The sequence below is a fragment of the Burkholderia sp. F1 genome (genome assembly GCF_050813845.1).
GTDB lineage: Bacteria > Pseudomonadota > Gammaproteobacteria > Burkholderiales > Burkholderiaceae > Burkholderia > Burkholderia ubonensis.
Map to the genome: position 1 here is coordinate 302420 of NZ_CP172423.1, position 13525 is coordinate 315944.

The 13525-nt window shown below is 68.8% G+C and carries 10 protein-coding genes and 1 tRNA gene; 2 read left to right on the forward strand and 9 right to left on the reverse strand.

Features of this window, described 5'->3' with window-relative positions:
* Position 1 precedes the first annotated feature (1 nt).
* The 9 genes from ACFIMZ_RS35630 to ACFIMZ_RS35670 all read right to left on the reverse strand — a co-directional run bounded on the left by ACFIMZ_RS35630 (position 2) and on the right by ACFIMZ_RS35670 (position 10874).
* Positions 2-526, reverse strand: coding sequence for a shikimate kinase (locus ACFIMZ_RS35630; protein WP_431825951.1), 525 nt, complete (start codon positions 524-526; stop codon positions 2-4).
* Complete coding sequence (locus ACFIMZ_RS35635) at positions 523-1209, reverse strand: hypothetical protein (protein ID WP_431825952.1); 687 nt, start codon at positions 1207-1209, stop codon at positions 523-525. The genes ACFIMZ_RS35630 and ACFIMZ_RS35635 overlap by 4 nt, the downstream gene beginning before the upstream one ends.
* Positions 1206-2348, reverse strand: a complete 1143-nt coding sequence (gene pheA, locus ACFIMZ_RS35640) for a prephenate dehydratase (RefSeq protein WP_431825953.1) — start codon at positions 2346-2348, stop codon at positions 1206-1208. Before pheA ends, ACFIMZ_RS35635 begins: the two co-directional genes overlap by 4 nt.
* Positions 2345-3370, reverse strand: coding sequence for an NAD(P)H-dependent flavin oxidoreductase (locus tag ACFIMZ_RS35645; protein ID WP_431825954.1), 1026 nt, complete (start codon positions 3368-3370; stop codon positions 2345-2347). The genes pheA and ACFIMZ_RS35645 overlap by 4 nt, the downstream gene beginning before the upstream one ends.
* Before the next feature lie 17 nt (positions 3371-3387).
* Positions 3388-3795: a thioesterase family protein gene (locus ACFIMZ_RS35650; protein WP_431825955.1), complete on the reverse strand. Its 408-nt coding sequence runs from the start codon at positions 3793-3795 to the stop codon at positions 3388-3390.
* A 41-nt stretch (positions 3796-3836) separates the two neighbouring features.
* Positions 3837-4991 carry an acyl-CoA dehydrogenase family protein gene (locus tag ACFIMZ_RS35655; RefSeq protein ID WP_431825956.1) on the reverse strand — a complete coding sequence of 385 codons (1155 nt, stop codon included), beginning with the start codon at positions 4989-4991 and terminating at the stop codon, positions 3837-3839.
* 193 nt (positions 4992-5184) lie between these two features.
* Positions 5185-7506 carry a putative bifunctional diguanylate cyclase/phosphodiesterase gene (locus ACFIMZ_RS35660; RefSeq protein ID WP_431825957.1) on the reverse strand — a complete coding sequence of 774 codons (2322 nt, stop codon included), beginning with the start codon at positions 7504-7506 and terminating at the stop codon, positions 5185-5187.
* A 26-nt stretch (positions 7507-7532) separates the two neighbouring features.
* Positions 7533-9665, reverse strand: a complete 2133-nt coding sequence (locus tag ACFIMZ_RS35665) for a putative bifunctional diguanylate cyclase/phosphodiesterase (protein ID WP_431825958.1) — start codon at positions 9663-9665, stop codon at positions 7533-7535.
* A gap of 297 nt (positions 9666-9962) precedes the next feature.
* Complete coding sequence (locus ACFIMZ_RS35670) at positions 9963-10874, reverse strand: hypothetical protein (protein ID WP_431825959.1); 912 nt, start codon at positions 10872-10874, stop codon at positions 9963-9965.
* A 195-nt stretch (positions 10875-11069) separates the two neighbouring features.
* Between ACFIMZ_RS35670 and ACFIMZ_RS35675 the strand changes: the two genes are divergently transcribed.
* Both ACFIMZ_RS35675 and ACFIMZ_RS35680 read left to right on the forward strand, forming a co-directional pair.
* A tRNA-Gln gene (locus ACFIMZ_RS35675) sits at positions 11070-11141 on the forward strand.
* A gap of 18 nt (positions 11142-11159) precedes the next feature.
* Positions 11160-13493 carry a hypothetical protein gene (locus tag ACFIMZ_RS35680; protein WP_431825960.1) on the forward strand — a complete coding sequence of 778 codons (2334 nt, stop codon included), beginning with the start codon at positions 11160-11162 and terminating at the stop codon, positions 13491-13493.
* Positions 13494-13525 lie beyond the last annotated feature (32 nt).

The window sequence follows — 13525 nt, forward strand, 5'->3', positions numbered from 1 at the left end:
ATCATCCGGCGGCGAGCGCGTCGAGCGCCGCCGCCAGCGATTGCGCGACGGACTGGCCCGACGTATCGATCCGGCAGTGGGCGCAGGCCCGATACAGCGCTTCGCGCGCGTCGTGCAGCGCGGCGAGCGTTGCGCGGGGATCGTCGACGTTGAGCAGCGGGCGGGACGCGTCGTCGCGCGTGCGGCGCCACAGCGTGTCCAGATCGGTCGCGAGATGGATCACGTAGCAGCGCCGGCCGAGCCGGGCGCGCGTGTCGTCGCGCAGCACCGCGCCGCCGCCGGTGGCGAGCACGAGGCCCGGGCCGCGCGTCAGCGCGTCGATGACGGCCGCCTCGCGCGCGCGGAAATCGCCGGCTTGGAACAGCGACGCGACCGGCGCGCCGAAGCGGCGCTCGAGCTCGCGGTCGGAGTCGACGAACGGCAACGCGAGCGCGCGGGCGAGCGCGAGGCCGAGCGTGGTCTTGCCGGCGCCGGGCATGCCGACGAGCGCGATGCGCGTCGAACGGGCTCGCGCGCCTGCGCTCACAGGCGGCTCCGCAGCGACGGGGCGCGACGCGTGACGGCGGCGATGCGCTGGACCCGCACGCAGTTGGCGAGCTGGTCCAGCGCATCGGCGACGAAGGTGTGCGAGGTGTTCGACATGGGCGACGCGGCGGGAAGCGTATCCAGCGCGACGCCGGCGACGACGAGCGTGCCGCCGCACAACGCGTCGGCCAGCGCGCCGATGCGCACGCCGAGTGCCGGCGACGCGGCGCCGAGATCGGCCACGACGCGGCGCGAGCGCGGCCAGTCGACGGATTCGCCGACGCGGGACGGCCAGCGAACCAGCAGCCCGCCCGGGGACGCCGCAAGCGGCGCCGGCGCGGCGTCGAGCAGCCGCCACACGAGCGGCGCCGCGGGCAGGCGCGCGCGCCAGCGGCCATAGGCGGTCGTCGCGGCGTCGGCGATCGCGGCCGCCGGCAGATGAAGCCGTGCGCACCGCTGCAGCAGCCGATCGGCGTCGCCGGCGCACAGCGGCGCGCGCACGAACGGCAGCAGTTCGAGCTCGTCGTCGTATTCGGCGCGCAAGGCGCGCAGCCGGCGCCCCGTCTCCAGCGGCAGCAAACCCGGCGCGGCGATGCCGCACAACACGAGCAGGCGGTCGTCCCGGCCGTCGCGGATCGCGAGCACGCGCGCGGCGGCGCGGGACGCGGGCGCCGCCGTCGTCATCGCGCGGCCTCGCCGCAGGCGTGCACGGGCTCGACGCCGGCCGCGCGCGGATAGGCGCCGAGGATGCGCAGCTCGGACGCGACGGATGCGATTTCGGCGAGCGCCGCGCGCACCTGCGGATCGCATGCGTGTCCGCCGAAGTCGATGCAATACCGGTAGGGCTGGCCGGCGGTTCGCGCGGGGCGCACGTCGAGCCACAGCAGCGGCGCGCGGTGGCGCGCCAGCGCGTCGAACACGCGTGCGAGCACGTCCGGCGCGTCGCCCGGCAGCAGCGCGATGCTGGTGCGGTCTTCGCCGGTCGGCTCCGGCGCCGGTCCGCCGACGATCACGAAGCGCGTGCGATTGTCCGGGTCGTCCTGGATCGCGCGCGCGACGATCTGCAGTCCATACAGTGCGGCCGCCGGTTCGCCGGCGATCGCCGCGCAGTCGTACAGGTGCGCGGCTTCGCGCGCGGCCACCGCGTTGCTGGAGACCGGCACGCGGCGCAGGCCCGGCACGTGCGCGTCGAGCCAGGCCCGGCATTGCGCGAGCGCCTGCGGATGGCCGACCACGCTGTCGACGCCGTCGAGCGAGCCGCGCGCGCTCAGCAGGCAATGCGCGACCGGCAGCACGATCTCGCCCGTGACCGGCGCCGCTTGCGCGCTCAGCCGGTCGATCGTCCGGGTCACGCTGCCTTCGGACGAGTTCTCGATCGGCACGACCGCGCGTTCGACGTCGCCGCGCGCGAGCGCGTCGAAGACCGCATCGATCGTTTCCTCGGCGTGCGCCTGCGCGTATCCGCCGAAGTAGCGCTGCATCGCGCTTTCCGTATGGGTGCCCGCCGGACCGAGGAACGCGACGGCGGGCGCGGACTGCGCGTCCCGGCTCGCGCGGAACAGCGCCTGCCAGATCGCCGTCACGTCGCGGTTGCGCAGCGTGCCGGGGGCGCGGGTGCACAGGCCGGCGAGGATCGACGATTCGCGCGTCGGCTGCCGGATCGCGAGGCCCGCGTCCCGCTTCAACTGGCCGATCTCGGCCGCGTGTTCGAGGCGCTGGCCGATCAGCGCGAGCAGCTTGTCGTCGATGACGTCGATCTGCGCGCGGCGGCGCGCGATCGCTGCGTCGACGGCAGGGGGGGCGGCGAGCTCGGAGGGCGTCATGGCGTTTCGACCCGTGGCGATGGGGACAGGACCGGCGCGCGGCGCGCAGCGGCGGCGTGCGCGGCCGGCGCCGGATGGAGGCGCGCGACCGCGCGCGTGTATTCGGCTTCGAGCCGCGCGACGATCTCGGCGACGCTGAGCACCGCGTCCATCGCGCCGACGCCCTGGCCGGCGCCCCAGATGTCGCGCCATTGCTTCGTGCCCGCGTCCGGCGAGAAGTCGAGCTGCGCGCCGTCGACGCGCGTGAGGTGACGCACGTCGAGCCCGGCCGCTTCGATGCTCTGGCGCAGGTAGTTGCCGTGGACGCCCGTGAACGCGTCGGTGTACACGATGTCGGACGCGGCGGCTTCGACGATCGTGTCCTTGTAGCGCTGCACGACGTTCGCCTCGTGCGACGCCAGGAAGCGCGTGCCGATGTACGCGCAGTCGGCGCCCAGCGCGCGCGCGGCGGCGATCGCGTCGCCGGTCGCGATCGCGCCGGACAGCGCGATGAAGCCGTCGTAGAAGCGCCGCACCTCGCCGACGAGCGCGAACGGCGACAGCGTGCCGGCATGGCCGCCGGCGCCCGCGGCGACGAGCACGAGGCCGTCGACGCCGGCTTCCAGCGCCTTCTGCGCGTGCCGCACGGTCGTCACGTCGTGCAGCACGAGGCCGCCGTAGCCGTGAATCGCGTCCACCACGTCGCGCGACGGCGCGCGCAGGCTCGTGATCATCAGCGGCACGCGCCGCTCGATGCAGATCCGCAAGTCCTGCTCGACGCGCGGATTGGACGGGTGGCAGATGTGGTTGACCGCATACGGGCCGACCGGCGTATCGGGATGGGCGTCGCGGTATGCGCGCAGCGCGTCGTCGATCGTGTCGATCCAGTCGCCGAGCTGCGCGCTCGGCCGCGCGTTGAGCGCCGGGAACGCGCCGACGATCCCGCTCTTGCACTGGGCGAGCACCATCTCCGGATAGCTCGCGATCAGCATCGGGGAGGCGATGACCGGCAGCCTGAGCCCCTGCAGGGCAAGCGGCGTCATGATCCGGCTCCGCCGCGTCAGCGGGCCGCGAGCGCCGCGCTGTCGCGCCGCTCGTTCAGCCGTGCGTGAAAGCCGTCGCGGCTGACCGCGCAGCGCGTGTGCACGCCTTCGCCGACGACGCCCACCGCGTCCCGCACCTCGACCCGGTACGTCATCATGCGGCCGTCGACGCCGATCAGCTCGGCGTCGACCGTGACTTCCCATTCGGGGGGCGTCGGGGCGAGATGCCTGATCTCGAAGTTGTAGCCGACCGTCATCTGGGTCGACGGCAGCAGGTGATCGGTCGCCTGCATGCAGGTCTGCTCGATGAAGATGATCATGATCGGGCTCGCGAGCGCATGGGCTTCGCCGCCCCATTGATCGGCGAGCGAAATCGTGTCGACGCGGTGCGTGGTGCGGGCGCGCAGGCCAGGTTCGATGGTCAACGGAGACTCCTGAGGTAAAGGTTCGAAGGACGAAGCAAGCGTCAAGCCGCGCGTGCCGCGGGCGGCATGCGTCGCTGCATCTGGCTGTAGATGTTGCGGCAGTGCATTTCCTCGGTGCCGCCGGCCGAGCCCATCGCGAGCGCGTCGGCGACGAACGTCGCGAGCGGGCCGCTTCGATAGCCGTCGCTGCCGTGGATCGCCAGCAGATGCAGCGCGGCCTGCGCGAGATCGCGTGCGCCGACGAGCTTGGCGATCGAGCAGTTCGCGAGCGCGTCGGGATCGTGCGCGACGAGTTGATCGAGCGCGGCGCGGGCCATCCAGCGCGTGCGCTCGATGCCGACCCGGACGTCGACGAGCCGGCGCTGCACGTGCTGATGCGCATCGAGCGCGACGCCGAGCGTCTTGCGTTCGGCCACGCGGGCGAGCGCGTCGGCGAGGAACGGCCGGGTGACGTTGGCGCACAGCAGGCCGAACAGCGCGCGATTCATCGACGCGATGTCCATCAGCAGCCGCAAGCCGTCGCGCGGCGCGCCGAGCAGCTCGTCGTCGGCCACCCGCACGCCGGCGAGCGCGATGTCGCCGATCGGCAGGTCCGCGACGCCGAGCGTCGCCTGCGGCGCGCTGCGCCGCACGCCCGGGCGCTCGGGATCGATCAGCACGAGCGCGGTGGCCGGCTTGTCGTCAACGTGGGACGACGCGACGATCAGCATCAGCCGGGCGTCGGGCGCGTGACTGATGTTGTACTTGTGGCCGTCGAGCCGATACCCGTGGCTGTCGCCGTCGCGCGCGATGCGCGTCTCGAGCGCGCGCACTTCGGTGCCGGTGCCTCTCTCGGAGATCGCGGTCGCGCCGATCTCGCCTGCCATCAGCCGCGGCAGGTGACGCTCGCGCTGCGCATCGGAGCCGTACGCGACGATCGCGCGAATCAGCGTCGCCTGGTTCGCGAGCGCCATCGCGAAACCGACGGAGCGCAGCGTCGTGGCGATCGCCTCGAATGCATCGGCGAAGTCCTGCCACGTGCGCCCGGCGCCGCCGAGCTGCCGGGCCACCGGCAGCCGCCACAGTCCGGCCTCGGACAACGCGCGCCACGCGTCCAGATGAAACGCGCCCGCAGGCGCGCTCGACGCGTGTCGTTCGGCAATGTCGCGGAAAGTGGCGGCTGTCGTGAGCCGCTCGTCGATGGCGGTGAGGATCATGTCGGCGAACGAACCATGGCAAGGAACATGTCGCCAATCTAATGAAAAGCCCCCGAGCGAGAAACTGTCAGTTATCGCACTGTGCGGGGCATGCGCCGTGCGGGTCGGCGCGCGTGCACGCGCGGCGCCGGCCCGGCGCTCGCGGGTGGCGATCCGTATCGATTATTCAGTAGTCCGGTCGTTTCGTCGGCGATCAGGCCCGCTTCTTCGCGGCCAGCGCGGCCCGCTCGATCCATCGGATGGCCGGCGCATCGCGCTCGCCCGGCTCGGGCCTGCCGAGCAGGAAGCCCTGCACCTCGCGGCAGCCGGCTTCCGTGATGGTCGCGAGCTGCTCCTCCGTCTCGACGCCTTCCGCGACGGTCGTCACGCCGAGGCGCTTGCCGAGATCGGCCACCGCGCACACGACGGCGGCGCAGTCCGGGCGCGTGACCGCGTCGCGCACGAAGCTGCCGTCGATCTTGATCTTGTCGAACGGGAACGCGCGCAGGTGCGCAAGCGACGAGAAGCCCGTGCCGAAGTCGTCGAGGGCGACGCGCACGCCCATCGCGCGCATCGCGCGCAGGTCCGCGATGGCCTTGCCCTCGTCGTGCAGCAGCGCGGTTTCCGTCACCTCGATTTCCAGCCGGTCGGGCGTGAGGCCCGCGCCGGCCAGCGCCGCCGCGACGGCCGGCGCGATCGTGCCGTGGCCGAGCTGCCCCGCCGACACGTTGACGGCGACGCGCGCGCCGTCCGGCCAGCGCGCCGCCTGCCGGCACGCCTGGTCGAGCACGAAGCGGCCGAGCCGGTCGATCAGGCCGCCGCGCTCGGCCACCGGAATGAAGCGGGCCGGCGAGATCCAGCCGGAGCGCGGGTGATGCCAGCGCAGCAGCGCCTCGCGCGTCGTGATCCGGCGCGTGCGGACGTCGACGATCGGCTGGTAGAACACGTACAGCCCCTGGTTCTCGTCCAGCGCGAGCCGCAGCTTCGATTCGAGCGCGATCCGCTCCTGGGCGCTCGTTTCCATGTCCGGCGAGAACATCCGGTACGTGCCCTTGCCGGCTTTCTTGGCCGCGTAGAGCGCCATGTCCGCGCGCGACAGCAGCACCCCGGCGTCGTTGCCGTGATGCGGCGCCAGCACGCAGCCGATCGACGCGCCGATGCGGAACTGCCGGTCGGGCGACGGCGCATAGGGCGCGACGAGCGTGTCCACGAGCCGCGCGGCCGCGCCCATCGCGCCGTCCGCATCGGTGTCGCGCATCAGCACCGCGAACTCGTCGCCGCCGATGCGCCCGAGCATCATGCCCGGTTCGGGGCACTGCCCGCGCAGGCGTTCCGCGACCTGGCGCAGCACCTCGTCGCCCGCCGAATGCCCGCGCGCGTCGTTGATGAGCTTGAAGCCGTCGAGGTCGATGAACAGCAGCGCGATCACCTTGTCCGAGCGGCGCAGGCATGCGTCGAATTCGGCGAGGAACGTCGCGCGGTTCGGCAGGCCGGTGAGCGAATCGTGATGGGCGAGCTGGTGGATGCGCGCCTCCGCCTCGGCCTGCTGCGTGACGATCGACCACGACAGCATCGGGCCGATGTAGCGCCCCTCGGTGTCGCGCACGGCCGAGACCTGGATGTCGAGCACTTCCGGCCCGAGCCGGACGCGGGTGCGATGCGGCAGGTTCGCCGGATCGGCGAGCATGCGGCGCTGGTGTTGCGGGTGCGGGTGGAAGAAGTCGATCGGCGCGCCGAGCGCGTCGTCCGCGCGGATCGGCAGCAGGTGCTCGATCGAGCGCAGCAGGTTCAGCGACGTCGCGTTCAGGTAGTTGATGCGTAACGTCTCCGGGTCGGCCGTCATCACGGCGACCGGCATGTCGTCGATCATCTGCATCAGCCGCGTCTGCGCCTGCTCGCGCATCCGCGATTCTGCCTGCGCGTCGACGGTGCGCAGGAAGCCCCGGTAGTTGACCGAGATGACGATGATCAGCGCCGCCGACACGAAGGCCATGTTGACCGCGGTGGCGACGAGCGTCGGCTGGCGCGTCGAGATGAAGAACGCGATGAACGCGACGTTGACGATCACGGCCACGGTGAGCGCGGCCGAGCGCAGGTACATCAGGCTGAAGATGCAGCCGATCAGCGTGATCGCCATGTAGAACGCGACCTGGGCCTTCTGCCACGCGTCGCCGTACGGGAACAGCAGCAGCGCCCACGTGGTGAACGTCACCGCGATCGGGATCACCAGCCAGTTCGTGACCGTGAGCGCGCCCATCACGGTTTCCGGCGTCGGGTCCAGGAGGCGGGCGCGGCGCCAGTGCAGCAGCCGCACGAGCGACGCGAGCGTCATCGCGCACGGCACCGCGATCGTCAGCCAGGATGGCGCGCTGCCCAGGTGCGTGACGGCGAGGCTCCAGGTGCTCGAGATGAGGATCAGGTACATCACCGGGAGCTGGCCGGCGAATACCCGGTATTGCGCCGCGAGCAGGTCCGGGTTCCGAACCGGCGCCGCGATGCTTGCCAGTCTTGCCATCCGTGCGTTGTGGGTTTTCATTTGGGCCTGCCTGATGCAACCCGGGGTCAGGTTGCCGTGTCCGGCGTGGTCGGGTACCCGTACGGGTCCGGCTCCATGTCGGAAATGGCAGCCATTTCCAGCACGGGGGCGGGCGCGCGGGCGCGGTTGCTGCCGGTCAGCGTGATCTGCCCGCTGCCGACAATTTCGGTGAGTGGCGCGGGCCGGCCGAGCAGGAAGCCCTGCGCTTCGTCGCAGCCTTCCTCGGCCAGCAGGGCAAGCTGGTTGTGCGTCTCGATGCCTTCGGCCAGGATCGGAATGCCCAGGCTCTTGCCGAGCGCGAGCACGGCGCGGATGATCGCGCGATCCTGCAGCCTCACTTCCGCGTCCGCGACGAACGACTGGTCGAGCTTGATGCGGTCGAACGGGAACGAGCGCAGCGTGTCGAGCGACGAATACCCGGTGCCGAAGTCGTCGAGCGCGATGCTGACGCCCAGCGCCTTGATCTGCCGCAGCGTGTCCAGCGCGCGCTCGCGGCCGGCGAAGATCGTCGATTCGGTCAGCTCCAGCTGCAGCCGCGACGCCGGCAGGCGGGTTTCCTCGAGCACCTGCGCCACGAGCGCCGTCAGGTCGGCGTGCATGACCTGCATGGCCGACACGTTCACCGCGACGACATAGGGCGGCTCCCACGTGGCCGCCCGCGCGCACGCTTCGCGCAGCACCCACGCGCCGATGTCCAGGATGACGCCGCTTTCCTCGGCGAGCGGAATGAACTCGGCGGGCGGAATGGCGCCGAGCGTCGCATGCTGCCAGCGCAGCAGCGCCTCGTAGCCGCGGATCTCGCCGGTCGCGAGCGAGGTCTGCACCTGGTAGTGGATGCTCAGCTGGTTGTCGGCCACCGCGCGGCGCAGGTCGGCCGCAAGGCTGCGGCGTGCGCGGACGATCAGGTCCATCGCCGGCTCGTAGAAGCAGATCGGCTGCGCGATGCTGCCCTTGGCGCGGTACATCGCGAGGTCCGCGTTGTTGATGAGGAGCGCCTTGGTGGTCGCGTCGTCCGGGTAGACGGCAACGCCGAAGCTCGCGCCCGGCACGACCTCGTAGTCGTCGATCCGGACCGGCTTGAAGAGCGCCGGCTCGAGCCGCCCGAGCAGATCCATCAGGTGCGCGCCGTCGTCCATCCGGCAGAGCGCCGCGAATTCGTCGCCGCCGATGCGGGCGACGAACTCGCCGTCGCGCAGCAGGTTCGTCATCCGCCGCGCGAGGATGCGCAGCACCTCGTCGCCGGCGTGGTGGCCGCGCAGGTCGTTGATTTCCTTGAAGCGGTTCAGGTCGATGCCGATCAGCGCGAGCTTCGTGCAGCGCTCGTGCGCGAGCGCGATCTCCAGGTCCAGCCGTTCGTTGAAGCTGGCCCGGTTCGGCAGGCCGGTCAGCATGTCGCTCAGCGCCATCCGGCGCAGGTGCTCGAGCGATTCGGCCCGCACGTTGCTGTCGATCACGTAGCTCACGAGCCCCGTGCAGACGATCACGAGCGACATGCCCGCGACCGCCAGCGCCAGCGGGTGCAGCGCGCTCACGTCGGTCCACGCGCCGTCGAGCGCCAGCGGCGTCACGCGCAGCGCGCACATGCCGGTGAAGTGCAGTGCGAGGATCGCGAGCGACAGCACGGCGGCCATCTGGTTGACCGCGTGCGGCGACGGCCGCATCGCGAGGTGCAGCGCGAGCGCCGCGAGCGACATCGACAGGAGTACCGACGCAACCAGATAGCTGACGTCCCACGACACGAAGCCCTCGACCCGCCACGCGAGCATGCCGGTGTAGTGCATCAGCACGATCGCCACGCCGACGATCGCGCCGCCGAGCGCGGGGGCGGCGGCCTTCACGGCGCGCCAGGTCGTCAGCACGAAGCCGATCGTGCTGCCGCCGACCGCGATCACCAGCGACACGAGCGTGAGCGGCAGGTTGAAGTGCACGGGCGCGCCGGCGTCGAAGCCGAGCATCGCGACGAAGTGCGTGCACCAGATCGCGACGCCGGCCGAGATGGCCGTCAGCACATGCCAGCCGAGCCGCTGCGTGCCGGTCGTGTTCACCGTGCGCTGGAACAGGCGCGCGGTGACCCACGAGCCGGCTCCGCACAACAGCGCGGCAAGCAGCAGCAGCCAGAGATTGTGCCTATATACGATGCACCCGAAAACTGTCGCCACAACCCTTCCTTTCCCTATCCGTCTCGTCGCTGATGCCGTTCCGGATCGACGCGGCGGGGCGGCGCCGCTTCGATCCGGAACGCATTAGAGATATCGGCATGTGATGAATAAACTGAACGCCCGGGGGCCGTGCGCAAACGATTTCGCGGAATATTTTTTATTGCGAAATAGTGCCGGAACAAGCGCGGGCGGAGCGGCAAGTCGGATGGGTGGAGTCGGGTCGGCGCCGGGGTGGGCAGGGGCGCCGGGAAGGGTGCGCGCAGCCATTTCAACTGCTCGTCAAGTACGGGCAGCCCTCTAGACCAGACAGGTATTGCCGTTGTCGTCCGAAGTGTCGGAAGGAGGAAGCGACGGCTTGGAAAAGCTCCATGGTTCTTCCGCAGGCTGCGTCTCCTGCGATGACGGATACCAGTCAACCTGGGTTCCCGCCGGCCAGATGACGTTCTTCCACTTCAGCGGGTGTACCAGTCTTGCGTCGTGAATGCGCGTCAGGGTCCGGCTGTCCCGATTGATCGTGAGGCAGCTTCTTTCCAGAAGCGCGCCCCCGGGCCCGATCGGCAGAGGCTTCACGGCCCGGATGTTCAGCGCGCCTTTATCGAGCATCGATTCGGTCAGGCGGGCATGCTCCGGGATGACGACGTTGCCCGCGATCCGGTTTCCACGACCCAGGATGCACCCGGAAAAATGGAATGGAGCGTTGACGTCCAGGTTGTGATTTTGATCGTCGCTCCTGCTGAAGCGGATTTCGCCTGTCGCATTGCAGGTCCAGCCGTCGACAACCTGTTCGCCGGTTCCCGTCAAGCCGATCGAAAAAGGCAGCACCGAGTTCATGGCCGTTGCCGTGACGCCAAGAATCTTGACCGGATGAGGAAATGCCGCGTGCTTGAACGAGCTCAGATCATAGGCGGCGACGAGATCGAGCCGAGTGCCGACCGGCACGTCGAATGTCTCGATTGTCCGCGCGCGTTCGAGCGTGACATGTCGCTCGGATTCAGGCGCATTGACCGATCGCGATGCGCCAATACCGGCGATAACCAGTACGAGTGTTGGAAGCGATGCGATCAGGAGCAACGGGAATGCGACGACCAGGCCGACATGGAGCTTTGGACGACGCCCGATGCTGCGGCGTAACGGTGCGACGAGTGCGATGAGAAGCCCGCCGATGACGAGTGCAACCGTTGCGAACAGCGAGAGCAGAATTATTGCCATCTGCCCGTTGGACCATATTGGAACCGAAATCATTTAGATACCAGTGGCTTGCCGATCAGCCGGGAAGTGTATGCCATCTCCAATACGGCGGGAGTGATTGGCGAGTTGCGCTAAAATCGCCCGCTTCCTGTCCTTCGCGCTGTCGCAATTCGAATACGGAAAATCGCGGCCGGCGCAGGGGTCGGAAGGATCTATTCCGGAGTAGCTCAGAGGTAGAGTGCTCGGCTCTGGACCGAGAGGGCGCTGGTTCGAATCCAGCCTCCGGACCCCTCATGGAATGTTGCAATGACAACAGATCGCCAGCAAGGCGCGAACGCCAGCATCAATCCAGGCTATGCCGCCTTTCAGGTTGCAAAGGCCCTCACGACCTTTGAAGCGCATGCCGACCTCGCGGTACGGGAGCGGGCGAAAGAAAGGATTTCGAAATGGGAGGCCGTGTTGAGGAGCGCCCTTGACGGTTCCATCGCGCATGGTTCCAGGGCGCCACTGCCTTCGATGCCGGCATGGGTGACGCCAGAAGTCGTCACAGGCGGCTTTGCCACCGGTGAATGCCTTGCCGGCGGCCCGTTTCAGGACCATGAGGTGAGCCTGCTTCACCGTTTGTCGATGTCGCCGGAAGCCGGCGAACCGGATCGTCGCAAATTGAACGCGCATTTCCTGACCGATCAAGGGACGAGTGAATTGCGGGACAGGCTGTCTTCGGGACGCTACGAACTGTCCGTTCCGGAAGAAGGGGCGTTGATGGTCGTGGCGTGGCTGCTGGACAACGGACATGCGGAAGACGCGCGCAATCTCGTCGACGAACTCCTGCCGTATTTCGATCGGCTGCGTTTCTATCCGGTCCCGTCGGATCGACAGCGGCGTTCCGGATCGAGCGTTCACCTTCAGGATGCCGGCAAGACGCTCGCGGATGTCAACGGGATCAGGCCAAACAAGCGCATCCTCGCCCAGAAGGAAGCCGTGAACGTATGGGCGCCGTTGCATGATCGCGTCGTCGGCCTGTTTCTCGAAACGGTCGAAGACGGTTGCCCCTGCCGAAAATATCCCGACGGCTGGCAGGAGCGCGCCCGGGCGTTGCTTCGGGACCATGCGGCGCTGAAGGCGCGATGTTCCGCGAACGGCAAATACCATCGCGAAAAAGGGCATCACGCACAGCTCCGGGGGCTGCTCGAACGCGCCGCCGCGCAAGCAGATTCGCTCTGCGCGTGGGAAACCAGACGGGTTCAGTCGATCCTGAACAGCTACATCGCGAAGCGCGGCGCTCCGGGTTCAAGGCAATGCGAAGACGCGCGCCGGCGACAGATCGAATCGGTCAGCAGTCCGACCTTCCATGAACTCGCAAGCGTGGTCGCCGGGCGGCTGTCCGGTTGCGCCGCGAATGACGCCCTGGATGACATCGCCCATCTGGTTCACCCCGTCACGCAAGACGAGGCATCGTCCAGAGGCTTGCCGGCAGGCACGCCCATTCCTGACTCCATTCAGAGGAAAGTCGAACGATGCGTGAATGCGCCCATCGGCCTGCTGGTGGAACGCGGGCTGATAACGTCGGGCGAAACGCTCGCCAGAGTCTTGCCGCAGGTGACCGCGGGCATTCGCGCGGCCGGAATCGCGGATGCACCTCTGCGCGAGCTCGTGGGGGCGATTTATCAGGCATTTCGGCGCCGCCGCTCAGTCCTGCTTTTCAATCTCGACACCCAGGTCAAGCTCGACGAGCTGCCGTGGATTGCCGCGCTCGATCGGTTTCGATGCGAAAGCGCTTCAACCCAGGCCCTGTCAAAGCAGGCGCTCGAGGAAATCGCGTCGCTGACGATGGTGTCCTTTCCGCATGTGATCGTACCCAACAAGCTGTTGCAGGAATTCCGGTCGCTTGCGCAGAGCGCAGGGTTGAAGCTGCCATTCGTGGACGAGGTCGCAGCCGACATCTTCGTGGGGCGATTCTCCGGCACGTTCGTTGACGCAACGCGCATGGCCGCCGCTCATCTGGCGGGATCGCTCTACGCACGCTATTACGACGTCGACTATTCGGAAATAGTGCGCGAATCGGAAAACGAGCGCCTCGAAAACGCCGTTCGGCCTCGAATCGCGGCACCGGCAGGGAGTGGTTTTGCGGAGTATTGCGCCGGCAGGGCCGGGGTTGCGTTGGGAGGCTGGCGCCCCGCCGCCAACGGCATGATCATCGAACAGCAGCAGATTCTCACCACGCAGAATCTCGCGACGCTGTTCTTCGGCATCGGCCTGGCCGGCTCGCTGAAACACGATCTCGCGGAGATGGCGAAGCGATGCTTCCGGTGGATCTGCAAGCGGCAGCAGGCAAAGGCCGGCGAGTGGCACGGCCGGCTGATCATGGTGAAGAACACCGCCTATGCATGGCGGCAGATGGTGTTCTACCTTGGCCTGCTGTCGACGCAGGATGTCGCTGGTTTCGTGCAATGGGCCGAGCGGCACCTGGCCGAACAGCCTGAGGGTTTTCGCACGCGATTTCGGCCAGTGTTCGATGGTCTGGTACAGGTGACGAACGGTCAGCCACTCGGCAGCGGCGCTGTCGATGCGGCAATCGGCCGGCGCTTCCTTGGCTGGTCGGATGCCACGCACTGGCTGCTCGCCGACACCTCGCAATGATTTCGCTTTCCGGGCAATCGCGCGCGCTGGCG

Bases quoted from the DNA above. Each gene is read 5' to 3' on its own strand.
- ACFIMZ_RS35680 (WP_431825960.1), top strand. From the start codon at position 11,160: ATGACAACAGATCGCCAGCAAGGCGCGAACGCCAGCATCAATCCAGGC.
- ACFIMZ_RS35670 (WP_431825959.1), bottom strand. From the start codon at position 10,874: ATGGCAATAATTCTGCTCTCGCTGTTCGCAACGGTTGCACTCGTCATC.
- ACFIMZ_RS35635 (WP_431825952.1), bottom strand. From the start codon at position 1,209: ATGACGACGGCGGCGCCCGCGTCCCGCGCCGCCGCGCGCGTGCTCGCG.
- ACFIMZ_RS35645 (WP_431825954.1), bottom strand. From the start codon at position 3,370: ATGACGCCGCTTGCCCTGCAGGGGCTCAGGCTGCCGGTCATCGCCTCC.
- pheA (WP_431825953.1), bottom strand. From the start codon at position 2,348: ATGACGCCCTCCGAGCTCGCCGCCCCCCCTGCCGTCGACGCAGCGATC.
- ACFIMZ_RS35655 (WP_431825956.1), bottom strand. From the start codon at position 4,991: ATGATCCTCACCGCCATCGACGAGCGGCTCACGACAGCCGCCACTTTC.
- ACFIMZ_RS35660 (WP_431825957.1), bottom strand. From the start codon at position 7,506: ATGAAAACCCACAACGCACGGATGGCAAGACTGGCAAGCATCGCGGCG.